Source organism: Streptomyces sp. CB02980 (assembly GCF_014451325.2).
Taxonomy (GTDB): Bacteria; Actinomycetota; Actinomycetes; order Streptomycetales; family Streptomycetaceae; genus Streptomyces.
The window spans coordinates 109325-132277 of the sequence record NZ_JACSCH020000022.1 but is presented as its reverse complement, the minus strand read 5'-3'; the positions used below and the strand labels follow the sequence as shown (position 1 = coordinate 132277).

At 71.8% G+C, this 22953-nt stretch carries 16 protein-coding genes; 8 read left to right on the top strand and 8 right to left on the bottom strand.

The window, feature by feature from the left end; genetic code table 11:
- Positions 1-41 precede the first annotated feature (41 nt).
- Positions 42-1463, top strand: a complete 1422-nt coding sequence (locus tag E0F75_RS34225) for an MFS transporter (RefSeq protein ID WP_229314860.1) — start codon at positions 42-44, stop codon at positions 1461-1463.
- Here the strand turns inward: E0F75_RS34225 and E0F75_RS34220 are convergent.
- Positions 1412-2137, bottom strand: coding sequence for a TetR/AcrR family transcriptional regulator C-terminal domain-containing protein (locus E0F75_RS34220; RefSeq protein WP_229314859.1), 726 nt, complete (start codon positions 2135-2137; stop codon positions 1412-1414). The two genes, E0F75_RS34225 and E0F75_RS34220, sit on opposite strands and share 52 nt — an antisense overlap.
- Before the next feature lie 183 nt (positions 2138-2320).
- Between E0F75_RS34220 and E0F75_RS34215 the strand changes: the two genes are divergently transcribed.
- Complete coding sequence (locus E0F75_RS34215) at positions 2321-3856, top strand: MFS transporter (RefSeq protein WP_229314858.1); 1536 nt, start codon at positions 2321-2323, stop codon at positions 3854-3856.
- Positions 3857-3935: 79 nt separating this feature from the next.
- Here the strand turns inward: E0F75_RS34215 and E0F75_RS34210 are convergent, their stop codons facing one another.
- The 4 genes from E0F75_RS34210 to E0F75_RS34195 all read right to left on the bottom strand — a co-directional run bounded on the left by E0F75_RS34210 (position 3936) and on the right by E0F75_RS34195 (position 8755).
- Complete coding sequence (locus tag E0F75_RS34210) at positions 3936-5216, bottom strand: radical SAM protein (RefSeq protein ID WP_229314894.1); 1281 nt, start codon at positions 5214-5216, stop codon at positions 3936-3938.
- A 164-nt stretch (positions 5217-5380) separates the two neighbouring features.
- A complete protein-coding gene (locus E0F75_RS34205; protein WP_229314857.1) occupies positions 5381-6718 on the bottom strand; it encodes an ABC transporter substrate-binding protein in 1338 nt (445 codons plus the stop codon).
- A gap of 98 nt (positions 6719-6816) precedes the next feature.
- Positions 6817-7824 (bottom strand): carbohydrate ABC transporter permease, encoded by a 1008-nt coding sequence (locus E0F75_RS34200; protein WP_229314856.1) that lies wholly within the window; start codon positions 7822-7824, stop codon positions 6817-6819.
- A gap of 4 nt (positions 7825-7828) precedes the next feature.
- Positions 7829-8755, bottom strand: a complete 927-nt coding sequence (locus tag E0F75_RS34195; protein ID WP_229314855.1) for a carbohydrate ABC transporter permease — start codon at positions 8753-8755, stop codon at positions 7829-7831.
- A gap of 300 nt (positions 8756-9055) precedes the next feature.
- Between E0F75_RS34195 and E0F75_RS34190 the strand changes: the two genes are divergently transcribed.
- A complete protein-coding gene (locus E0F75_RS34190) occupies positions 9056-10039 on the top strand; it encodes a LacI family DNA-binding transcriptional regulator (RefSeq protein ID WP_229314893.1) in 984 nt (327 codons plus the stop codon).
- Between the two features lie 745 nt (positions 10040-10784).
- Here E0F75_RS34190 and E0F75_RS34185 read toward each other — a convergent pair.
- Entirely contained in the window at positions 10785-11774 is a 990-nt protein-coding gene (locus E0F75_RS34185) for a LacI family DNA-binding transcriptional regulator (protein ID WP_229314854.1), read from the bottom strand.
- A gap of 394 nt (positions 11775-12168) precedes the next feature.
- Between E0F75_RS34185 and E0F75_RS34180 the strand changes: the two genes are divergently transcribed.
- On the top strand, positions 12169-13620 hold the full coding sequence (locus tag E0F75_RS34180; protein ID WP_229314853.1) for an RICIN domain-containing protein: 1452 nt from the start codon (positions 12169-12171) through the stop codon (positions 13618-13620).
- A 243-nt stretch (positions 13621-13863) separates the two neighbouring features.
- The gene (locus E0F75_RS34175; RefSeq protein WP_229314852.1) at positions 13864-16293 is read left to right on the top strand and encodes an RICIN domain-containing protein; all 2430 of its coding nucleotides are present in this window, start codon (positions 13864-13866) and stop codon (positions 16291-16293) included.
- Positions 16294-16375: 82 nt separating this feature from the next.
- Here the strand turns inward: E0F75_RS34175 and E0F75_RS34170 are convergent, their stop codons facing one another.
- A complete protein-coding gene (locus E0F75_RS34170; protein WP_229314851.1) occupies positions 16376-17041 on the bottom strand; it encodes a DUF4097 family beta strand repeat-containing protein in 666 nt (221 codons plus the stop codon).
- Between the two features lie 246 nt (positions 17042-17287).
- On the opposite strand from E0F75_RS34170, the gene E0F75_RS34165 reads away from it, so the two are divergent.
- Positions 17288-18040: a helix-turn-helix domain-containing protein gene (locus tag E0F75_RS34165; RefSeq protein ID WP_229314850.1), complete on the top strand. Its 753-nt coding sequence runs from the start codon at positions 17288-17290 to the stop codon at positions 18038-18040.
- An 8-nt stretch (positions 18041-18048) separates the two neighbouring features.
- Here the strand turns inward: E0F75_RS34165 and E0F75_RS34160 are convergent, their stop codons facing one another.
- On the bottom strand, positions 18049-19803 hold the full coding sequence (locus E0F75_RS34160; RefSeq protein WP_229314849.1) for a beta-galactosidase: 1755 nt from the start codon (positions 19801-19803) through the stop codon (positions 18049-18051).
- Between the two features lie 401 nt (positions 19804-20204).
- Here E0F75_RS34160 and E0F75_RS34155 point away from each other — a divergent pair, with 401 nt between their 5' ends.
- Both E0F75_RS34155 and E0F75_RS34150 read left to right on the top strand, forming a co-directional pair.
- Positions 20205-21266: a substrate-binding domain-containing protein gene (locus tag E0F75_RS34155; RefSeq protein WP_229314848.1), complete on the top strand. Its 1062-nt coding sequence runs from the start codon at positions 20205-20207 to the stop codon at positions 21264-21266.
- Between the two features lie 93 nt (positions 21267-21359).
- On the top strand, positions 21360-22952 hold the full coding sequence (locus E0F75_RS34150; protein WP_229314847.1) for a sugar ABC transporter ATP-binding protein: 1593 nt from the start codon (positions 21360-21362) through the stop codon (positions 22950-22952).
- Position 22953: the final 1 nt, after the last annotated feature.

The following is a 22953-nucleotide window of genomic DNA, read 5'->3' as shown; positions in this document are numbered from 1 at the left end:
GTGACGTCCGCAGTCCGCCGTGGCCGACCGGGGGCGTCCTCATGCTGTCCGTGCTGCGCAACCCCACCTACCGCCGTCTGTTCGGCGCCCAGGTCGTCGCCCTCACCGGCACCGGCCTGGCGACCGTGGCCCTGAGCCTCCTCGCGTACGACCTGGCGGGCGCGAACGCCGCCGCCGTCCTCGGCACCGCCCTCGCGATCAAGATGGCCGCGTACGTCGTCCTCGCCCCGCTCGTCGCCGCCCTCGCCGACCGCGTACCCCGGCGGGCGCTGCTCGTCTCCATGGACCTGGCGCGCGCGGCGGTCGTGCTCGCCCTGCCGTTCGTCACCCGCGTCTGGCAGGTGTACGTCCTCATCCTGCTGCTCCAGGCCGCCTCGGCCGCCTTCACGCCGGCCTTCCAGGCGACGATCCCGCAGGTGCTGCCCGACGAACGCGACTACACCGGCGCCCTGTCGCTGGCCCGGCTCGCCTACGACCTGGAGAGCCTGGCGAGCCCGGTGCTCGCCGCCGCGCTGCTGACGGTCGTCCCGTACACCTGGCTCTTCGCCGGCACCGCCGCGGGGTTCGTCGCCTCCGCCCTCCTGGTCCGCACGACGGCCCTGCCCGACCCGGACTCCGAGCCCGACCCGGACTCCGAGCCGGAGCCGGGCATGGAGCCGGGCATGGAGTCGAAGCCCGCCGGTGGCGCGGTCCCCTGCCCCCGTGCGTACGCCAGGGCGCTCTCCGGGATCCGGCTCGTTCTCGCCGCCCCGCGGCTGCGCGCCCTCCTCGCCCTCGACCTGGCCGTCGCGGCCGCCGGGGCCGTCGTCCTCGTCGACACCGTGATCCTCGTCCGCGACACCCTCGACCGCCCCGCCGGGGACGTACCCCTCGCCCTCGGCGCGTACGGCGCGGGCTCGATGGCGGTGGCCCTGCTGCTGCCGCGCGTCCTGGAACGGGGCACCGACCGCGCGGTCATGGTGCGGGCCGCCTTCGTGCTGCCCGGCGCCCTGGGGCTGCTCGCCCTCGGCCTCGCGGTCGCGCCCGGAGCCTGGTCCTGGCCCGCCCTGCTCGCGGTCTGGCTGGTCACGGGCGCCGCGGGCTCGGCCGTGCTCACCCCGGGCGGCCGGGTGGTGCGCGGCTCCGTCCGGAGCGGCGACCTGCCCGCCGCCTTCGCGGCCCGGTTCTCCCTCTCGCACGCCTGCTGGCTGCTCACCTACCCGCTCGCCGGCTCGCTGGCCGCGACGACCGGGCCGGCCGTCTCGGCGGCCGTACTCACCGCCGTGGCGCTTGCGGGGGCCGCGGGCGCGGCGAGGCTGTGGCCGCGCGCGGACCCGACCACGGGCCGGCGGACACCCGGCGCTGCCGCCGAGGCCCCCGCCACGAAAGCCCCTGCCACGAAAGCCCCCGCCACGAAAGCCCCCGCCTCCCCTCAGCGCGGCAGCCGCATCTCCAGGCCGTCCAGGACCACCTCGAGCCCGTAGAAGAACTTCTCGTCCCGGATCGCGACCGGGTCGATCGGCGCGTGCACCGCGGCGTCCGCGTACGCCTCGGTCAGATGGTCGTGTCCGGCCGCCGCCTCCTGCGCGGCGGGCATCAGGCCGGCGATGAGGTCCCCCTCCGTCCGCCCGGAGCGCGCGACCGTGATGAGCCAGGCCGCCTCCGTCGTGCTCATGCCGATCACATACGACAGGACCGTGTCGATCGCCCGGCTCGGCTCCGGGAAGCGGGCGGCCGCGAACAGACCGGCGAGCCGTTCCGAGTACGACATCAGGTTGGGGCCCAGATAGGCGAGGCCCGCCTGCCCGAGGACGGACGACAGCCACGGGTGGCGCAGGGCCGTGGCCCGGAACGAGACCGCCGCCTCGGTGACGGCGGCGCGCCAGGGGCCGCCCGGCGGCGGCACGGTGAACTCGGCCGCGACCTCGTCCACGGCGAGCTCCATCAGCTCGTCCTTGGTCGCGACATGGCGGTAGAGGGAGGTCGCGCCCGCGTTCAGGCGGGCGCCGAGCTTGCGCATGCTCAGCGCCTCGATGCCGTCGGCGTCGAGCATGACGATCGCCTCGCGGACGATCGAGGCCCGGCTGAGCGCGGGCTGATCGGGGGCGGCCTGCTGTCGTGCCCACACGGACGGAACGGGATTCGCCTTGGCGGCCATGGTCCTCCTTTGCTGCGTACGGCCCCGGGGTGGCCCGGGGCGCGACCCTGCGTACAACGTTCGCATCCAGCGTACAGCGATCGGGGGTTGCGAACACTGTGCGCAGCTGCGTACAGTGTTCGCATCGAAGGAAGACGAGCGCCGACGGAAGCCGAGCGCTTCCGAAGCCGAGGGGGAAGTCCCGTGGAAACCCGAACCCGCAACCCACGCCGCTGGTGGATCCTGGTCGTGCTGTGCCTCAGCACCCTGGTCCTGGTGGTCGACAGCATGGCGCTCACCGTCGCCGTCCCGTCCATGACGGAGGACATCGGGGCGAGCGCCCAGGACATCCAGTGGATCCTGGACTCCTACATCCTGGTCTTCGCGGGACTGCTGCTCACCTCGGGAAGCCTCGGTGACCGCTTCGGCCGCCGGAAGGTCATGATCATCGGCCTGCTGCTCTTCGGCGCGGCCTCGCTGGCCGCGACGGTCTGCACCACCCCCGGCGAGGTCATCGCCGCCCGGGTCGCCATGGGCATCGGAGGCGCGCTGATCATGCCCTCGACGCTCTCCATCCTGATCACCGTCTTCGACGAGGACGAGCGGCCCAAGGCGATGGCCGCCTGGGGCTCGGTCTCGATGCTCGGTCTGGTCGGCAGCCCGGTCCTGGGCGGCTTCCTGATCGACCACTTCACCTGGCAGTCGATCTTCTTCATCAACGTCCCGGTCGTCGTCCTCGCCGTCCTCGCCGCCCTCACCCTGATGCCCGAGTCGAAGGGGCCGTGGCAGAAGCCCGATCCGCTCGGCGCGATCCTCTCCGTGGTCGGCATGACCGCGATGATCTGGTGGATCATCGAGATCCCGCAGCACGGCGCCTTCGAGGGCCGCGGCCTGCTCACCCTGGCCGTCGCGGTCGTCGCCCTCGCCGGGTTCGTGATCTGGGAGAACGTCACCCCCGAGCCGATGGTGCCGCTGGTCCTCTTCAAGCACCGCAACTTCAGCGGCGGTTCGCTCTCGCTGACCCTCGTGCAGATCGGCAACGGCGGCCTGCTCCTGGTCCTCACCCAGTACCTGCAGTTCGTCCTCGGCTACTCGCCGGTCAAGGCGGGTCTCGCCTTCGTCCCGCTCGCCGTCGCCGCCCTCATCGGCAACGGCGCCGGCGCCGGCCTCGCCGCGAAGATCGGCAACCGCCTCCTCATCCTGGCCGGCATGCTGACCATGGCCGGCTCCTTCGCCCTGCTGACCACGGTCGACGCGCAGTCCGGCTTCACCGTCCCGGCCGTCGCCCTCGGCCTCCTGGGCCTGGGTGCCGGCCTCGCGATGCCGGCCGCCGTCGGCGCCCTGATGAGCACCATCCCCGCGGAGAAGGCGGGCGTCGGCTCCGCCCTCAACGACACCATCCAGCAGGCCGGCACGGCCCTCGGCATCGCCATCCTCGGCTCGCTCCTCACCAGCACCTTCCGCACCGCGATGCCGGCCGACGCCCCCGAGCAGGCCAAGCAGTCGATCGGTGGCGCACTGGCCGCCGCCCAGGGCGACGCCGGTCTGGTCGACGCGGCCAAGGAGGCCTTCGCCTCCTCGATGTCCACCACCTTCACCATCAGCGCCATCGGCGTCCTCGCGGCGGCCGTCCTCGCCACCCTGGTGATGCGGGACAGCAAGCCGGCGCCGACCGACGCCACCGATGGCGCCGACACCACCGACACCGCCGCCGAGAAGGAGGAGGAGGTCGCCGTCTGACGCGGCCGAGCCCGACCCCACCTTCGCGAAGGAGCCGGTACCCCCAGGGGGCACCGGCTCCTTCGCGTTCCGCGCCCGGCTACTCGCCCGGCGCCGGCGGCAGCGCGTCCATGAACGAGCTCACCGAGAACACCGCGCGCCCCGGACCGGCCGGCCCGTACCCGGGCGGCGCCGTCAGGCCGTACTCCTCCAGCGTCGCCGTGTACGCCTCGAGCAGCCGCAGGTGGTATTCGAGCGGTGCCCCGTCCGGGTTCTCCCGGCCCAGCGGGGTCGTCGGCTCCGGGCACCAGGTGGTGAACCGGGGCGTGATCCCGCGCGACATGAAGAACCGCAGGCCCTCCCGGGTGGAGGCGATCGCGTCGTCCACCGTCAGGAAGCCGGACGGCCGGGCCATCTCGACGCCCGCGACGAAGTTCGGGATGACGTTGCGCGGCCCGAAGACCTCGGCGGAGTCCAGGATCCGGCGGTGCCACTCGTCCCGGCCGATGTAGCGCTCCTTGCCGGGGCAGTACAGCTCGAACAGCCGGCGGTCCCACACCTCGTAGTTCGGGTGGTAGATCCGGATGCCGTAGTCGTGGAACCGCTGCACATCCTCCTTCGGCAGCGCCTGCGCGACGACCTTGCCGATCCAGCGGCCGGGGAACCGCTCCTCGATCGCGCGCGCGTACTGCCCGTAGAAGTCGGCCTCGTCCTTCCCGCCGACCTGGGACGTGACCGCCCCGCCCGTGAGCGTGTACGCGGTCGAGGTGCGGGCCGTGTCGTGGCGGTCGATGATCTCCAGCGCCTCCAGGACCTCGTCGACCGGCTTCACCCCGGTGTACGGGCGGCCCGCCGCCTTGTGCTGGCGCCAGTTGTGGTTGATGTCGCAGTACTGGCACTCCTCCTTGGCGCCGAAGTACTGGCAGACCCGGAAGACCGTCAGATAGATCAGGTAGCCCCACTGGATGGTCGGCGCGACCTCCATCACGGACTTGCCGTTCGCCAGCGGGTGCCGGTAGTACTCGGGCATCGGCGGCAGACCCACGTCGGCGATCCTGACGCCGTCGAGGAACAGCGCGAGCGCCCCGTCGCCGTCCGGCGCCACCCGGTAGGGGGACGACGGGTTGACCCGTACCGACACCACCGTGCGGCGGAGCCCGTACGGCCCGCCCGTGAGCACGATCTCCTCCGGCGGGCGGTTCAGCGCCGCCTCCCCGAGCTCCGGCAGCGTGCGGTGGTCGAAGGAGAAGATGAAGTACGACTTCGGCTTCACCTCGCCCCCCTCGTTGCCGCTCAGCGCGGACGGGTCGAAGGCGAGCCCGCCGCGCAGCAGGTCCTCCTTGAACACGGCCTCCGGAGGGACTCCGGGGAAGCGGTCCATGAGGGATTCGACGACGGCGGTACGGGTCGGGGCGGCGCTGGACACAGGCGGATCTCCAGGTGAGAGACGACGGGAGCCGACACACCTCACGCTACGCGCGCGTGCGTCGGTCTCGTCGACCGGGACCCGCCCGGCGGCCGGGGAACGCGGCTGCGCGCCGCCGGCTACTTGTTGACCGTGAAGCCCTGGTCGTTGCCGTACGTCACGCCGGCCTCCTGCCACTGCTTCAGGCCGTCGGTGAGAGTGGTGGGGGAGACGTACGCCTTGCCCACGGTGTCGTTGAAGATCGAGTTCGCGTACACCTGGTACGGCAGGTAGGACCAGTCCTCGCCGACGTTACGGGCGGACTCGGCGAAGATCCGGTTGGCCTGCTGGCCGCCGAAGTACGGGAAGGCGGTGTCGAGGAACGCCTTCGACTCCAGGTCCGCGCGGGTCGCCGGGAAGGCGCCCGCGGCGACCCGGGCCCGGGCTCCGTCGCCCGTGGTCGCGAACTCCGTGAAGGCGTAGGCGAGTTCCTTGTTCTTGGCGGCCTTCGGCACGGCGAGCGAGCTGCCGCCGTTCTCCGCGCTCGTCTTGTCGCCCTTCGTCCACTGCGGCAGCGGCGCGACCCGCCAGTCGCCGGAGGCGGAGGCGACCCCGGACGTCAGGTTGGCCGGCATCCAGGCGCCGATGGAGAGGGTGGCGAGGGATCCGTCGGCCAGGCCCTTGTACCAGGCGTCGCTCCACGAGCTGATGGGTGCGACCAGCTTCTCGTCGAGGAGCTTCTGCCAGGTCGCGGTGTACTTCTTGGTGCCCTCGTCGCCGAAGTCGATCGTGACGTCCGTGCCGTCGGTCCGGTACGGGCGGCCGCCGGCCTGCCAGATGAGGCTGGTGGTGGCGCCGGCGTCACCGGTGTCGTTGGTGATGAAGACCTTGGGGTCGGCCTTGTGGAGGGCGCGGGCGGCCTCCACGTAGGCGTCCCAGGTCGTCGGCACCTTGATGCCGTGCTTGTCGAAGACCTTCTTGTTGTAGAAGAACGCCATGGGGCCCGAGTCCATGGGCAGGGCGTAGATGGCCTTGTCCTCGGTGACGGCGTTCCACGGGCCGGGGGTGAAGGTCGTGCCGTACTTCTGGGCGCCGTAGGAGGCGAGGTCCTCGACGGACTTGCCTATGGCGAACTGGCCGAGGGCGTAGTACTCCACCTGTGCCACGTCGGGGGCGCCGGAGCCGGCCGCCATCGCGTTCTGCAGCGCGGTGTACTGCTTGTCGCCGGTGCCCGCGTTGACCAGCTCGATGTCGACCTTCGGGTACTTCTTCTCGAAGTCCTCCGCCACCTTCTTGAGCGTGGGCTCCCAGGCCCACACGGTCACCTTGCCGCCCTTCGCGAGCGCGGCCGCGACGTCCTTCGGTCCGCTGTCGCCACCGCCGTCCGAGGCGTCGGAGCCGCAGGCCGTGGTGGTCAGCGCGAGCGTGGAGACGACGGCGAGGGCGCCGAGGAGTCGGCGGGTGATGTGCGTTCTCATGGGCTGTGCTCCTGGTCGAGGGTACGGCGGAGAGGAGGGAAGGAAGGAGGTGATGGGGGAGAGGTGAGAGGGAGAGGCGAGACGGGGGTGCGGAGGCGCTATTCCTTGACGCTGCCCGCGGCCAGGCCGGACTGCCAGTACCGCTGGAGCAGCAGGAAGACGGCCACGATCGGCACGATCGTCAGCAGGGAGCCGGTGATGATGAGGTCGAACACGGCCTCGCCGCCCGCTGTCTGGGCCTGGGCGTTCCAGGCGTTGAGGCCGAGGGTCAGCGGGTACCAGTCGGGGTCCTTGATCATGATCAGGGGCAGGAAGTAGTTGTTCCAGGTCGCGACCATCGAGAACAGCAGCACCGTGACGGTCCCGGGCATCAGCAGCGGCAGCGCGATCGTGAAGAAGGTGCGCAGCTCGCCGGAGCCGTCGATGCGCGCGGCCTCCAGGAGTTCGGTGGGGACGGACTCGGCGGCGAAGACCCACATGAGATAGAGGCCGAAGGGCGAGATCAGGGACGGGATGATCACGGCCCATGGGGTGTTCGTGAGACCCATGTTGCTGAACATCAGGAAGGTGGGGACGGCGAGGGCGGTGCCGGGTACGGCCACGGCCCCGAGGACCACCGCGAACACCGCCCGGCGGCCCGGGAAGTCGTACGTGGCGAGGGCGTACCCGCCGAGGACGGCGAGGACGGTGGCGCCGCCCGCGCCGGCGACGACGTACAGCAGGGTGTTGAGCAGCCAGCGGACGAAGACGCCGTCGTCGTACGAGAGGGTCCGGCCGATGTTGTCCCAGAAGTGGCTGTCGTCGGCGAACCAGAGTCCGAAGGAGTCGAGCAGTCCGTTCTGGTCCTTGGTGGCGTTGACGACCAGCCAGGCGAGCGGCAGCAGGGTGTAGACGAGGACCAGGCCGGTCACGAGGGTCAGCGGCACGCTGGGGCGGGGGTTGAGCGGGGTGTGCGGGGGGCGCTTCCGACGCTTGGCGGTACGGGTACCGGTGCCGGTACGAGTACGGGCGTCCGCACGGGTGGGGGCTTCCGGGGTGGCGCCGGGGGTACGTGGGGCGGTCGGCGTACCGGATCCGGAGGCCGTGCTGGTGAGGGAGGTGGTCATCGGCTCAGCCCTTCCGCATGCCGCGCAGCTGGACCGCGTAGGCGATGATCGCGGTGAGGACACCCATCACGATCGCCACGGTCGCCGCGTAGTTGTGCTGCTGACCCGAGAAGGACAGCGAGTAGGTGTAGAGGTTGGGGGTGAAGTCGCTGGTGATCGCGTTGGGGGCGAGCTTCTGCAGGATGCTCGGCTCGTTGAAGAGCTGGAAGCTGCCGATGATCGAGAAGATGGTGGCGATGACGAGGGCGCTGCGGATCGCGGGCAGCTTGATCGAGGTGACGACCCGCCACTCGCCGGCGCCGTCGATCGCCGCGGCCTCGTAGAGCGAGCGGGGTACGACCTTGAGTGCGGCGTAGAAGATCAGCATGTTGTAGCCGACGAACTCCCAGGTCACGATGTTGCCGATGGAGGCGAGGACCAGGGAGGGGGAGAGCGGGTCCGGCAGGGCGATCCCGAACGCGTCGTTGACGTTTCCGACGAGGCCGAACCGCGTGCCGTACATGAAGCCCCAGATGAGGCTGGCGACGACGGCGGGCACGGCGTAGGGGAGGAAGATCGAGACGCGGAAGAAGGTCCTGCCGTAGAGCCGGCCGCTGTCGATCGCGAGGGCGACGAGCAGGGCGATGCCCAGCATGACGGGCACCTGGACCAGGAGGAAGAGGCCGACCCGGGTCAGCCCCTCCCAGAAGCGGGGATCGGTGAGCGCCTTGCCGTAGTTGTCGAGGCCGACGAAGGAGGTGCCGCCGATGAGCCGGTCCTGGAAGAGGCTCAGGTACAGCGCGTATCCGATCGGCGCGAGGAAGACGAGGCCGAAGACCGCGACGAACGGGCCGGCGAATCCCCAGCCCACGAGGGCCTCCTTACGGAGACGGAAGCGGGCTCGTGGGCGGGGCGGTGGTGCTGCCGTAGCGCGCGTCGACAGGAGCGTCATGGCGGGGTTCCTTGCGTCGGTGACCGAGCGGGTCCGGAGACGGGGAGCGGAGCGGGGCGGTGGCGTGGGCGAGGCGAGAGGGCCTGGCGGCCGGGAATCGGCCCCGCGTGGGCTGGCCGACGAGAAATGTTTACGTAATCATCGGTAGCGTGATGGTGACACTCCCACTGGGGGGCGTCAAGCGTGAAGCAGCGGTGAATGAGAGGGATTCGGGTGGCGGAGAAGAACACGGCAGGCGGCTCGGCGACGGCCGGCGGCGAGGGCCCGCGAGGAGCGCGCGGCAGGCCGCGCCGGGTCTCCATGGCGGACGTCGCCCAGCTCGCGGGGGTCTCCTCGCAGACGGTCTCGCGCGTCTCCAACGGTGACGCGGCCGTCGTCGAGAGCACCCGCGCGAAGGTCCTCGACGCCATGAAGGAGCTGGGCTACCGGCCCAACAGCGCGGCCCGCGCCCTCAAGCGCGGCGAGTTCCGGGCCATCGGCGTCATCACCATGGGCCTCTCCAGCACCGGCAACGTCCGCACCCTGGAGGCCATCGCCGGATCGGCCTCCCGAGCGGGATACGCGGTCACCCTCATCCCGCTCGACGCGCCCACCCAGGACAACGTCAGGGGCGCCTTCACCCGGCTCGACGAACTGGCCGTCGACGCCGTCGTGCTCATCATGGAGGTCCACCTCCTCGACACCGCGTCGCTCACCCTTCCCCCGCACGTCAAGGTGGTCGTCGTGGACTCCGACGCCACCGGCCGCTTCCCCGTCGTGGACACGGACCAGCGGCAGGGCGCCCGCTCGGCGGTGCGGCATCTGCTCGACCTCGGGCACACCACGGTCTGGCACGTCGCGGGCCCGGCGGAGTCCTTCGCGGCCGGCCGTCGGGCGGAGGCCTGGGAGGCGGTCCTGCGCGAGGAGGGGCGGAAGGTGCCGCCCGTCCTGCGCGGGGACTGGACGCCCGAGTCCGGCTACGAGGCGGGGCTGCGGCTCGCCGACGAGCCCGGCTGCGGTGCGGTGTTCGTGGCCAACGACCAGATGGCCCTCGGCGTGCTCAGGGCCTTCCACGAGCGGGGCAGACGGGTGCCCGAGGACGTGAGCGTCGTCGGCTTCGACGACATCGCGGAGGCGGCCTCCTTCATCCCGCCGCTGACGACCGTGCACCAGGACTTCGCGCAGGTGGGGGAGTTGTGCGTGGACGCGGTGCTGCGGGAGCTGCGCGGCGAGACGGTCACGGGGGTACGGCTCGTCCCGACGACCCTGACGGAGCGGGCGAGCACGGGGGCGCCGAGGCGGTGAGCCGGGGGCGGGACACGAGGGAGACCGGGCCGGGGGTCCTTGCGGAAGCGGGAGGGGTCCCGGCGGTGGCGGGTACGGGGAAGGTCGCGCCGAAGCCCCCGGTGGTGGCGGGTAAGGGGAAGGTCGCGCCGAAGCCCCCGGTGGTGGCGGGTACGGGGAAGGTCGCGCCGAAGCCCCCGGTGGTGGCGGGTAAGGGGAAGGTCGCGTCGAAGCCCCCGGTGGTGGCGGGTAAGGGGAAGGTCGCGTCGAAGCCCCCGGTGGTGGCGGGTAAGGGGAAGGTCGCGTCGAAGCCCCCGGTGGTGGCGGGTAAGGGGAAGGTCGCGTCGAAGCCCCCGGTGGTGGCGGGTAAGGGGAAGGTCGCGCCGAAGCCCCCGGTGGTGGCGGGTAAGGGGAAGATCGCGCCGAAGCCCCCGGTGGTGGCGGGTACGAGGGAGGCCAGGATGCCGTCCACGGTCGTGGCGCGGTGCGAGGGACGTCAGGCCCGGGGGTGTCTTGTCGATCAGGCCGGATCAGGGAGCGGCGACTGGTGCGTGGGTCTCACCAGGCCCGCAGGGCCGAGGGGCCGCCTCGCAAGGCGGAGCAGGGAGGCATGGCGGTGCGGGTACCTCCCGTGCCCGAAGGGCTACGGGGGACCATGCCGACCGGCGACAACGCGGCTGGGGGTGCCCCCTCCTGCCCCCTGCTCGAAGAGCTCGGGGGAGCGGCACCAGGCGTCGCGAGCCCGGCCTGAGCGACAGGACACCCCCTAAGCCCCCGGCGGTGGCGGGGCCGTACTCGAGCGGACCACCAGGACCGGTTCCACCGCCCTGCGGCGGGGGCCGTCCGTGCGGCCCTCGATCTGGTCGAGCAGCAGCGAGACGCAGTGCCGGCCGACCACCTCGAAGTCCTGGTGCACCGTCGTCAGCGGCGGATGGAGATACGCGGCCTCGGCGATGTCGTCGAAGCCGGCCACGCTGATGTCCCCGGGCACGTCGCGCCCCGACTCGCGCAGGGCCCGCAGCATTCCGAGCGCCATCTGGTCGTTGGCGGCGAAGACGGCGGTCACCTCCCGGCGGCGTGCGATGCCGAGGCCGGCCCGGTAGCCGGACTCCGCCGTCCAGTCCCCGTACAGCACCGGGGGTACGGGCGCGCCCGCGGCGGCCAGGGTGCGCTCCCAGGACTCGGAGCGCCGCCGCGCGGCGAACGAGTCGCGAGGGCCCGCCAGATGCCAGACCGTCCGGTGCCCGAGGCCGAGGAGGTGGCTCACGACGCTGTGCGCGCCGTGGGCCTGGTCGAAGTCGACGTTGGGATACCGGTGGCCGGTGTCGCCGTCGGCGACGACCACCGGCATCGACGGTGGGAGATGGAGGGACGGGGTGTCGAGCATCTGGGACTCGACGAGCACGATGCCGTCGACGGACTGCAGCATCAGATGCTGGAACGCGCGCCGGACGGCGGCCTCCGTCTGGGCCCTGATGCCCATGAAGTTGACGGAGAAGTCGGCCTCGCGGGCGGCGTCGGCGATCGCGGCCAGGGTGCGGGCGTTGCCGTGCGCGCCGACGTCGAAGCTGACCACGCCCAGGGCGCCGAACCTGCCCGTGACCAGGGCGCGGGCCGCGGTGTTGGGGCGGTAGCCGAGCGTCTGCATGGCGGAGAGCACCTTCTCGCGGGTGCTCGCGTCGACGTTCTCGCGGTTGTTGGCCACGCGCGACACCGTCTGCGAGGAGACGCCCGCCATCGTGGCGACGTCCGCCATGGAGGGCCACTGCCGGGCCGGCCGCGACCGCGGGGACTTCGTTTTCCTGTCCGTCACCACGCGCGGGGCCTTCCGGAGGGAACTGGAGGCCGCCCGCGCGCGCGGGCGACCGTACTGCCGTACTGCGTGCATGTTGACGCAAACATCAGAGGCGGTCAAACCCCCGTGGATGTTGTCCGATTCCTTGACAGTCCGATTCGCCCCTCCCAGACTCTCCCCCGAACCGCTCGTGTTTACGCGAACATCGAAGGGGCGACACCTCCGCGAAACACGGCGGCATCCAGGCCTCGGCGTGCGTTCCCGCCCCCGGCCGGCTCCCCGCACCCCCCGGTGCGTCCGGCCGTACCGCATCGCCACCCCCTTCCCCCTCCCCACAGCCACGAGGTACGCGATCATGCGACGCACTCCCTCGGGGACGTTCACGGTGCTCACCGCGCTCTGTGCCGTCCTCTTCTCCCTTCTCGGCTCCCTCCTCGGCCCGGCCGGTACGGCCCAGGCCGCCACGGCGACCGTCACCAACGCCACTCGGTTCACCGACCCGGCGGGCAACCCCGTGCACGCCCACGGCGGCGGAGTCGTCAAGGCCGGCTCGTACTACTACTGGTTCGGCGAGAACCGGAACGCAGACAACACCTTCCGGTACGTCTCCGCCTACCGCTCCACCGACCTGCGGACCTGGGAGTTCCGGAACCACGTCCTCACCCAGAGCACCGACCCGGAGCTGCAGTCGGCCAACATCGAGCGCCCCAAGGTCATGTACAACGCGGCCACCGGGCAGTTCGTGATGTGGATGCACAAGGAGAACGCCACGGACTACGGCGAGGCGCGCGCCGCGGTCGCCGTCTCCTCGACCGTCGACGGCGACTACACCTGGCTCGGCAGCTTCCGCCCGCTCGGCCACATGTCCCGTGACATCACGACCTTCGTCGACACCGACGGCGCGGGCTACATGATCTCCGCCGCCAACGAGAACGCCGACCTCCACGTCTACCGGCTGACCGCCGACTACACCGGTATCGCCTCCCAGGTCCAGAAGCTCTGGCCCGGACAGTGGCGCGAGGCCCCCGCCCTCTTCAAGCGCAACGGCGTCTACTTCCTGCTCACCTCCGGTGCCACCGGCTGGTCCCCCAACCAGCAGAAGTACGGCACCGCGAGCAGCGTCACCGGAACCTGGAGCGGTCTGAAGGACATCGGCGACGGGACCGCGTACGGCTCCCAGACCGCGTACGTCCTGCCCGTCCAGGGCACCGCCGGCACCTCGTACCTCTACCTCGGCGACCGCTGGGGCAACTCCATGGGCGGCAACGTCAACGACTCCCAGTACGTCTGGCTGCCGCTCCGCTTCCCCACGAAGACGACCATGACCATGGACTACTTCCCGCAGATCACCGTGGACACGGCAGCCGGCACGGTGAAGGGCCTCGGCAGCTGGGAGACCCTCACGGCGGCGCACAGCGGAAAGTGCGCCGACGTCGCCGACCGGTCCACCGCCGACGGCGGCGCCGTCATCCAGTGGAGCTGCGGCGGCAACAGCGTCAACCAGCAGTTCTGGCTCCGGAGCGTCGGCAGCGGCCAGGTCCAGATCGTCGCCCGCTACAGCGGCAAGTGCCTCACCGTGAACGGCGGTTCGACCGCCGACGGCGCCGCCGTCGCGCAGTACACCTGCGACGGGTGGGCCGGGCAGCGGTGGAGCGTGACCGGCGCGGGTACGGGCGTGCAGCTGGTCGCCGTCCACAGCGGCAGGTGCCTCGACGTCACCAACACGTCCACGGCGGACGGCACCGCGCTCGTCCAGTGGACCTGCAACAGCGGCACCAACCAGCGGTGGAGCCGCACGGCGGTCTGAGCACGGCGGTCCGAGCATGGCGGTCTGAGCACCGGGTCTGAGCGCCGCGGTCTGAGCACTGCCCGTCCCCGGCCGTCTGAGCACCGCCCGTCCCCGCCCGTCTGAGCACTGCCCGTCCCCGGCCGTCTGATCCCGTCCCTCCGTTCCCACACGTCCGAGTCCGCCCCTCCCTTCCCGCCCGTCCGAGCACGCCCGTCCCCGCCCGTCCGACCCACGCCATCGCACCCCTCAGGGAGTGAACACGTGCAGCCCCCCTCCGTCCGAAGCGCCTGCGGGCGCCGCCGGAACACCCGGCTCGGCGCCCTCGCCGCCACCGCCGCGCTCGCCCTGCCCACCGTCGCCGCCGCCCCGGCGGCCTCCGCACCCACGGCGGTCGCCGCCGCGGCCGACGCCCTGACTGTCCGGCCCGACCCCAGCTACCAGCAGCCCGCCTTCGAAGGGTGGGGGACCGCCCTCGCCTGGTTCGCGAACGTCACCGGCGGCTGGCCCGACGAGCGACGCAACGCCCTCGCGGACGCCCTCTACGGCGCGGACGGCCTCGGATTCACCGTCGCCCGCTACAACATCGGCGGCGGCGACAGCCCCGAGACCGTCCCCTACATGCGCGCCGGCGGCGCCGTGCCCGGCTACTGGAACCGGCCGGGAGCCGAGTCCCCCGACTGGTGGGACCCGGACGACCCCGCCCACTGGAACGACGCGGCCGACGCCAACCAGCGCTGGTGGCTCTCCGCCGCCAAGGCCCGCGGCGCCGACACCTTCGAGGCCTTCTCCAACTCCGCCCCGTACTTCATGACCCGCAGCGGTCTCGTCTCCGGCGCGACCGACCCCCGGCAGGACAACCTCCGCACCGACCAGTACGAGCGGTTCGCCGCCTACCTCGCCGGTTCCCTCCGGCGCGCCGAGCAGGGCTCAGGCGTCACCTTCGACTCGATCTCCCCGGTCAACGAGCCGAACACCGACTACTGGCGGGCCGGCGGACGCCAGGAGGGCTCCCACTGGGACCCCGCCTCGCAGGCCCGGATGATCAGCACGCTGCGCGCCGCCCTCGACGCCCGGGGCGACGCCACCCCGATCGCCGCCATGGACGAGACGAACCCGTCGACGGCCCGCGCGAACTGGGAGCAGTACGCACCCGCCGTCCGCGATTCCGTGGGCCGGATCAACACCCACACGTACGGGACGGGCGGGCGCACCGGCGTCCGTGACATCGCCAAGGGCGAGGCCACCCCGCTGTGGATGTCGGAGGTGGACCTCGGCGGCAGCGTGCCGCAGAGCTTCACCGACATGAGCCCGGGGCTCGACCTGGCCCGCCGGATCAACGACGACATCAGGGAACTGGAGCCCCGCGCCTGGGTGTTGTGGCAGGCCGTCGAGGACTACGAGAACATGACGCCCGGCCGGGAGAACTCCAACTGGGGCCTCATCCAGACCGACTTCACCCCCGCCGACGCGGCCACCGAACCGCTCCGCAAGAACAAGAAGTACGGGGTGATGGCCCAGTACAGCCGGTTCGTCAGGCCCGGCGCCCGCGTCCTCACCACCGACGACCCCGACACCCTCGCGGCGGTACGGCCCGGCGGACAGGGGCTCGTCCTCGTCCACACCAACCGCAGCGGGACGGACCGTGAACTCACCCTCGACCTCGATGGTTTCGGGACCGTCGGCGGGACCGTCGAGCGATACACCACCGACGCGACCCGGGACGTCCAGCGCGGTACGGACCTCGCCACGGTGGGGAGGACACTGAAGGCCACCGTCGGCGCCGGATCCGTCACCACCTTCGTCCTCCCGGGCGTCACGGGAGTGAACACCGCCGCCACGAGCGCGCCCGTCGGCACGGCCCGGCAGATCCTCAACGACCACAGCGGGATGGCGCTCGCCGTCACCACCGTCGCGGAGCGGGACCTGCCGGTGCAGCGCACGCCGAACCCGGCGGACACCGCACAGCAGTGGACCTTCACCAAGCTCTCGGCGACCGACTGGGGCAGCGCGGCCACGTACCGCGTGACCAACGCCAGGACGGGCAAGGCGCTCGCGGTGACGTCGGGGACGCTCGGCTTCGCGGCCCCCGGAACCGGCGCCGAACAACGGTGGATGCGTTCCACCACGGGCGACGGCCACGCCACGCTCGTCAACAGCGCGTCCGGCCTGCTCCTGGACGTCTTCGGGGCGGCGACGAACGACGGGGCCGAGGCGGGCGTCTACCGGCCGACGACCGGGGCCAACCAGTCCTGGAGCTTCCGGCCGGCCGCGTCCGACACCTGGCGTACGCCGGTGTTCCGGCACAGCTCCAAGTGCCTGGACGTGGTGGGCGCTTCGACGGCCGACGGCACGACCGTCGTGCAGTACGGATGCAACGGGGGAGCGAACCAGCAGTGGGCGCTCCGGCCCACCGCGACCGGCTACGTGAACGTCGTCGCCCGGCACAGCGGCAAGTGCCTGGACGTCAGCGGCGCTTCGACCGCCGACGGCGCCCAGGCGTTCCAGTACACCTGCAACGGCGGCCGGAACCAGGAGTGGGCGGTACGGCAGGCCGCCACCGGCCACGTCACGCTCGTGGCGCGCCACAGCGCCAAGTGCCTGGAAGTGGCGGGGTCTTCGAAGGTCGACGGGGCGGCCCTGCGCCAGTCCACCTGTACCGGCGGCACGAACCAGCAGCTGCGGTTCGGCTGACGGACGCGGCGCGGCCGCGAACGCCGACGGGGCGGCGTCCTCCGACATCCGGTCGGAGGGCGCCGCCCTCGGGCGGTCCGCATCAGAGGCTGCGGGCGGTGATGTCGCCGTAGGAGGTGGTGGCGTGGAGCGTCAGGGCGGGGGTGCCGGCGTTGGCGAGGGCGTTGTGGACGCGGCCGAAGCCGGTGCCGGCGTCGAGCGTGGCGGACACGCCGCGGGCGGCGCCGACCGTGATGTCGCCCGCCTCGGTGCGCAGGACGACGGTGCCGCCCAGGGCCTCGGTGATGCGGAGGTCGCCCTTCTGGGTGCGGATCTCGGCGGAGCCGCCCAGACGGCCGACCGTGATGTCACCGGCGAGCAGGGTGACGTGGGCGCTCGCGGCCTCGTCGAGCTTGACCGGACCCTGCGCGGCCTCGAGGACGACGTCACCGAGGCGTCCGACGCCGCGGAGTTCGGCGGCGGCGGCCTTGGCCTCGACGCGGGAGCCGGCCGGGAGCTGGACGGTCACCTCGACCGATCCGGGGTCGCCGAGGATCTTGTTCTTCGCGGGAGCGGCGGCGACCCGCAGGACGCCGTCGGTGAACTCGACCGTGACCTGCTCGGCCGCCTTCACGTCGGCGCCCTTGGCGGCGTTCGCGGGGCGGATGTCGACGGTGGCGTCGGCGCGGTCGGCGGCGATGAGCTGGATGCGGCCGGCGGGGATGTCGAGGACGGCGGCGATGGCGGCGGTGGTGGCGAACTTCTGCATGGTGCTGCTCCTTCATCCTGGTGGTCCGCCCTTGCGGCGGCCCGCTGTTTCCGATGAGGGAAAAGCTACGTTGCGTTCATGGGTCTGGCAACAACGTCGTTGCGTAGAAATCCCGTTGTTACAGGTAGAAGCCGCAATTTCATTGCAATGGGTCTGCGCTTAACGCAACACGCCTGCATCGGCTCGTTGCAATGGATTGACGGTGAACGCTATAGTGGGGTCCCCAAGGATCACGAAGGAGACCCGATGCCGGGAGGCAGGCTCACCCAGCAGGAACGTCAGCAGATCGCGCTGGGACTGGCGGACGGCCTCGCCTACGCCGAGATCGCCAGGCGGCTCGACCGTCCCACCTCGACGGTCACGCGCGAGGTCATGCGGAACGGCGGCCCCACCGGCTACCGTTCCGACCTCGCCCACCGGGCCACCGAGCACCGGGCCCGCCGCAAGCAGGCCACGTCCCGGGACGCGAAGGCGCCCGTGCGGGCCGACGGGCGCGACGCCGAAGCGGTGCGGGAGTTCGAGGAGGTCTTCACGACCGTCCTCATACAGTCGGGGACGCCCAAGATGATGGCCCGGGTGATGGCCTGTCTCTGCCTCACCGACTCGGGCAGCCTCACCGCGTCCGAGCTCGTCCAGCACCTCCAGGTCAGCCCGGCGTCCATCTCCAAGGCGATCGCGTTCCTCGACAGCCAGGGGCTCGTCCGTCGTGAGCGCGACGAGCGCCGTCGTGAGCGCTATGTCGTCGACGACGACATCTGGTACCAGTCGATGATGGCCAGCGCCCGCGCCGCCCTCCAGATCGTCGAGACCGCGCGTCAGGGCGTGGGCGTCCTCGGTTCCAGTACGCCGGCCGGTGCCCGCCTGGAGGGCATCGCCCGCTTCCTCGAGTTCGTCTCCGAGAGCACCGCCCGGGCCGCGGAGCAGGCCCGCGGGATCCTCTCCGCGAAGCCCTCGACGGCGACGCCCGGGACGGCGACGCCCCCGGACGGCGCTGCCTGAGTGGAGCCCTACTCCTCCGTCGGGCCGAGGTCCGGCATCGCGCGGAACGTGACCGTACGCTCCCGGTGGCCGGCGTGGAGTTCGAGGACGACGAGCTCGTTCGTGCCGGCGCGCAGCACCGGAGCGGGGACGTACAGGGAACGCTGTGGCCCCCGGGACCAGTAGCGGCCCAGTGGGAAGCCGTTGATCCAGGCGTTGCCCTTGGTCCAGCCGTCCAGGTGGAGGAAGGTGTCGGCGGTCTCGTCCACGTCGAAGAGGGCCCGGTGGAAGGCCGGCCCGACGGGCGTCGCCGTGGTGGGTGCGAAGGGGATGCCGGCCGGGTCGGCCAGGGGGAGGGGGCGGTTGGTCCAGCCGGCGAGCTCGACGCCGTCCAGGAGGACCTTCCCGAGCAGGCCCTTGCGGTCGTGGATGCCCTGCCCGTAGTTCACCCGCCCCTGGTTCTCCACGAGGACGGTGAGAACGCTGCCCGCCCGCGGCACGGTGAACGCCAGTGCGTGCTGGTGCAGTTCGCGCTCCAGGACGCCCACGGGCTGCCCGTCGACGAACACCTGGGCACGGTCGCGGACCTGCTCGATCTCGAGGAGCGCCGGGCCTCTTACGGGCAGCGTCGTCTCGTAGAGGACGAAGCCGAAGTCCTGCTCCAGCTCCTCCATCGTGAGCGGGCGGCGCGACTCCACGGCCGACGGGGAGAGCGCGGCCGCGTGCGGCAACAGCTCGGCGCTCTCCGTCAACGCGATTGCGGGAAGGGCGAGTTTGGGGCCGGGAGCGGGTACGGGCTCGCTCGGAACGGGGGCGTACTTGGCGATGACGTCACGGAAGGCCGTGTACTTCGCCGTCGGGTCGCCGGCCTCGTCGAGCGGGGAGTCGTAGTCGTAGGACGTGACGGTGGGGCGGTAGGTCCCCTTGTCGTTCGCGCCGTTGGTGAAGCCGAAGTTGGTGCCGCCGTGGAACATGTAGAAGTTGACCGACGCGCCGGTGGCGAGTAGTTCGTCCAGCTCCCGGGCCGCCGTGTCCGGGTCCCTGACCACATGGTGCGCGCCCCAGCGGTCGAACCAGCCGATCCAGAACTCCGAGGTCATCAGCGGCCCTTCGGGACGCTGCGCGCGCAGAGCGGCAAGATGGTGGGCCGAGCGGCTGCCGAAGTTGGCCGTGGCGAGGACACCGGGCAGCGCGCCGCGCTCCAGGTCCACCGGCTGGTCGCAGGTGAACAGGGGGACGTCGACCCCGCAGCGGCGCAGGGAGTCGGCGAGGTGCTCCAGATAGGCGGTGTCGTCGCCGTACGCCCCGTACTCGTTCTCCACCTGTACGGCGAGGATCGGGCCGCCCTGCGAGGCGAGGTGCGGCCGGAGGGGTGTGAGCAGGCGGTCGAGGTAGTCGTCGACGGCCGCCAGGAACCGGGGATCGCCGGAGCGCAGCCGTATGTCCGGTTCGGCGAGCAGCCAGGACGGAAGCCCACCGCCCTCCCACTCGGCGCAGATGTACGGGCCGGGCCTGAGCAGGACGTGCAGACCCTCGGCGGCGGCGAGTTCGACGAAGCGCGGCAGGTCGAGGCCGCCGTCGAGGCGGAAGGTGTCGGGGCGTGGCTGGTGGAGGTTCCAGGGGACGTAGGTCTCGACGGTGTTGAGCCCCATGAGCCGGGCCTTGCGCAGGCGATCGGCCCACTGTCCGGGGTGGACCCGGAAGTAGTGCAGGCCTCCGGACAGGAGCCGGAAGGGTCGGCCGTCGAGCAGGAAACCGGCCTTGTCTGTCTGGAGAACGGGCATGGGGTGGCGGCTCCTGTGCTCGGTGATTGCTGCTACGAGTATGTTTACGTAAACATGACCGCAGGGCAAGCCCTTGTGATGCGTCGGCGGCCCGGGAGCGGAATTTGGGCCCGGCTCTTGACGGCGGGGCGTTCGAGCGGTCTCATATGTCGCATCACGTTTGAACGTGTTGAGTTTTGGGTGTTTGTGGCCCGTCGGCTGCACCCCTCGTCGGCGCCTCGCCGCCCCCGTCGCCCCCGGGCCCCGCACCTCCGCGCCACCTGTTCCGCTTCCGCGCCGCCCGATGCACCTCCGGGCCGCCCGGTACACCTCCGCGTCGTCCGAACACCGCCGTGTCATCCATCCGTTCCCGCGTCGGGCCGGTCCGTCCTCGTGTGACCGGCACCTAGGAGATCCCGCAGATGTCCCGTACCTCCCGCCGTCGTGCCGTCATGGCCGCCACCCTCCTCGTGGGCCTCGGGCTCACCACCGCCTGCTCGTCCGGCAGGACCGCGTCCGGCGACTCCGCCGGGTCGGCCGGCGGTGCGGCCGCCGGCCCCAAGTCGGGGAAGATCTCCCTGACGTATCTTCAGAAACAGGGTGACCAGGAGTACTTCGTCGGCGAGGCCGCCGGGGCCAAGGCCAGGGCCGACGAGCTCGGCATCGACCTGAAGGTCGTCAACCTCGGCAACGACGCCAACAAGACCGTCAGCGAGGTCCAGGCCGCCATCGCCCAGAACACCGACGGCGTGATCGTCGTCGTCCCCGACCCGGCCGTCGGCCCCCAGGTCGTCCGCACCGCCCGCGACGGCAAGGTCGCCCTCCTGACCTCCGACGACCAGATCTGCGCCACCGGACCCGACCCGGCCGCCTGCGCCAAGGCGGACCTCGTACCCCGGATCGGCTTCAGCGGGGCCCAGATGGGCGGCGAGGTCGGCAAGCGGGCGGCCGCCGAGTACGCCAAGGCGGGCTGGAAGGCGTCCGAGACCAGGATCATCTCCGCCTGGAAACAGGACGTCACGGTGTGCGGGGACCGGGTGAGGGCCGCGCGGACCGCCTTCGACGCGGCCGTCCCCGGAGTGGAGGCCGTCGACGTCGCCACCGACAACACGCCCACCGGCGCACAGGACAAGGTCGCCGCCACCCTGACGGCCAACCCCGGCGTGAAGAACTGGATCGTGTGGGGCTGCAACGACGAGAACGTCGCCGGCGGCGTCACCGCCCTGACCAACGCCGGCCTCGGCCCGGACCGGGTCATCGGCGTCGGCCTCGGCGCGTACCTCGCCTGCAAGGAATGGGGCTCCGGCAGGCCGAGCGGCATGAAGGCCGCGCTCTTCATCAACGGCAGGGACGTCGGCGCCCTCGCCGTCCAGACCATGTACGACAAGCTCAGGAACGGCAGGGAGTTCCCGGCCGAGGGCTTCGCCCCCACCACGATGGTCGACGCCACCACCTGGAAGTCCTCGGGCCTGACCTGCGGTTGACGGCACCGCACCGCACCGCACGACCGTCCGCATGTCCGCATGCCCGCAACTCCGCATGTCCTCTCCTCTCCCACCACCCCGCGAGGTCCCCGCATGACTCCCGCACGCAGCCCGTCACCCGCCGCCCCGCCGGTGCTCGCCGTCGACGGCATCGTCAAGCGCTTCGGCAGCGTCCAGGCACTCGGGGGCGTCACCCTCGACTTCCCCGCCGGCCGGGTCACGGCCCTGATGGGAGAGAACGGCGCGGGCAAGTCGACCCTGCTGAGGATCCTCACCGGCGACCACACGCCGGACGAGGGCCGGGTGTTCGTCGAAGGGCGGGCCGTCACGTTCGACTCCCCGGCGGCCGCCCGCGCCGCCGGAGTCCGCGTCATTCCGCAGGAACCCGAGATCATCCCGCACGTCACCGTCGCCGAGAACGTCTGGGCCGGGGCGCTGCCGCGTCGGCGGGGCAGGTTCCTCGACCGCCGCGAACTCGTCCGCCGGGTCACGGCGGACCTGGCGGACCTCGGCTTCTCCGACGTCCTCGACCCCCGCCTCCTCGGCGCGCAGCTGACTCCGGCGCAGCGCCAACTCGTGGAGATCCTCAGGGCGTTGACCGGAGACGTACCACCACGTCTGATCGCCTTCGACGAGCCGACGTCCTCGCTCTCCGAGCACGAGGTCGACGCACTGTTCGGCCTCATCGGCCGGCTCCGCGCCGACGGCATCGCCGTCGTCTACGTCTCCCACCGGATGCGGGAGATCTTCCGGCTCGCCGACCGCATCGCGGTCCTCAGGGACGGAAGTCCGGCGGGCGTGGTGGAGGCCGCGGAGACCGACGAACGCGCCCTCGTCCGGCTGATGGTCGGCCGCGACCTGTCGACCATGTTCGTACGGGAACGGCGACGTGAGGGGGAGCAGCCCGGCGACGTCGTCCTCGACGTCCAGGACGTCACCACCGACGACGTACGCGGCATCACCCTCCAGGTCCGCGCGGGGGAGGTCGTCGGCCTCGCGGGGCTCGTCGGCGCCGGCCGATCCGAACTCGCCCTCGCGCTCGCCGGGGACCGCCCGATCCGGCGGGGCACGGTCGCCGTGGACGGCGTACGGCTCCGGGGCGGGCGGCCCAGGGAGGCCATCCGTGCCGGACTCGGCCTCGCCCCGGAGGAACGCAAGGCCCAGGCCCTCTTCCTGCACCGGTCGATCCGCGACAACACCGCGCTCGTCGTCCTCGACCGCATCCGCCGCTTCCGTTTCGTGCGCCGCGGGGCGGAACGCGCACTCGCCCGGGAGTACGCCACCCGCCTGCGGGTCCGTACGCCCTCCGTCGGGCACGAGGTCCGCACGCTCTCCGGCGGCAACCAGCAGAAGGTGGTCCTCGCGCGCTGGCTCGCCCGGAAACCCAAGGTCCTGATCCTCGACGAGCCGACCCGGGGCATCGACGTCGGTGCGAAGGCCGAGATCTACCAGATCGTCGCGGGCCTCGCCGCCGAGGGCGTCGCCGTCCTCGTCATCTCGTCCGAACTCCCCGAACTCCTCGGTCTCGCCGACCGCGTGGTGGTCATGCAGGGAGGCAGGATCACCGGCGCGCTCGACCACGCAGACGCCACCGAGGAGGCCGTCCTCGCGCTCGCGATGGCCGACGACCTGGCCCCCGCCCCAGCCGGTGTCCCGTCCGTACCCTCCACCCCCGGCGCCCCTTGAT

Excerpts from the sequence above, each read along its gene's own strand:
- E0F75_RS34225 (WP_229314860.1), top strand. The coding sequence starts at position 42 with ATGCTGTCCGTGCTGCGCAACCCCACCTACCGCCGTCTGTTCGGCGCC.
- E0F75_RS34220 (WP_229314859.1), bottom strand. The coding sequence starts at position 2,137 with ATGGCCGCCAAGGCGAATCCCGTTCCGTCCGTGTGGGCACGACAGCAG.
- E0F75_RS34210 (WP_229314894.1), bottom strand. The coding sequence starts at position 5,216 with ATGGACCGCTTCCCCGGAGTCCCTCCGGAGGCCGTGTTCAAGGAGGAC.
- E0F75_RS34205 (WP_229314857.1), bottom strand. The coding sequence starts at position 6,718 with ATGAGAACGCACATCACCCGCCGACTCCTCGGCGCCCTCGCCGTCGTC.
- E0F75_RS34200 (WP_229314856.1), bottom strand. The coding sequence starts at position 7,824 with ATGACCACCTCCCTCACCAGCACGGCCTCCGGATCCGGTACGCCGACC.
- E0F75_RS34195 (WP_229314855.1), bottom strand. The coding sequence starts at position 8,755 with ATGACGCTCCTGTCGACGCGCGCTACGGCAGCACCACCGCCCCGCCCA.
- E0F75_RS34190 (WP_229314893.1), top strand. The coding sequence starts at position 9,056 with ATGGCGGACGTCGCCCAGCTCGCGGGGGTCTCCTCGCAGACGGTCTCG.
- E0F75_RS34185 (WP_229314854.1), bottom strand. The coding sequence starts at position 11,774 with ATGGCGGACGTCGCCACGATGGCGGGCGTCTCCTCGCAGACGGTGTCG.
- E0F75_RS34180 (WP_229314853.1), top strand. The coding sequence starts at position 12,169 with ATGCGACGCACTCCCTCGGGGACGTTCACGGTGCTCACCGCGCTCTGT.
- E0F75_RS34170 (WP_229314851.1), bottom strand. The coding sequence starts at position 17,041 with ATGCAGAAGTTCGCCACCACCGCCGCCATCGCCGCCGTCCTCGACATC.
- E0F75_RS34165 (WP_229314850.1), top strand. The coding sequence starts at position 17,288 with ATGCCGGGAGGCAGGCTCACCCAGCAGGAACGTCAGCAGATCGCGCTG.
- E0F75_RS34160 (WP_229314849.1), bottom strand. The coding sequence starts at position 19,803 with ATGCCCGTTCTCCAGACAGACAAGGCCGGTTTCCTGCTCGACGGCCGA.
- E0F75_RS34155 (WP_229314848.1), top strand. The coding sequence starts at position 20,205 with ATGTCCCGTACCTCCCGCCGTCGTGCCGTCATGGCCGCCACCCTCCTC.
- E0F75_RS34150 (WP_229314847.1), top strand. The coding sequence starts at position 21,360 with ATGACTCCCGCACGCAGCCCGTCACCCGCCGCCCCGCCGGTGCTCGCC.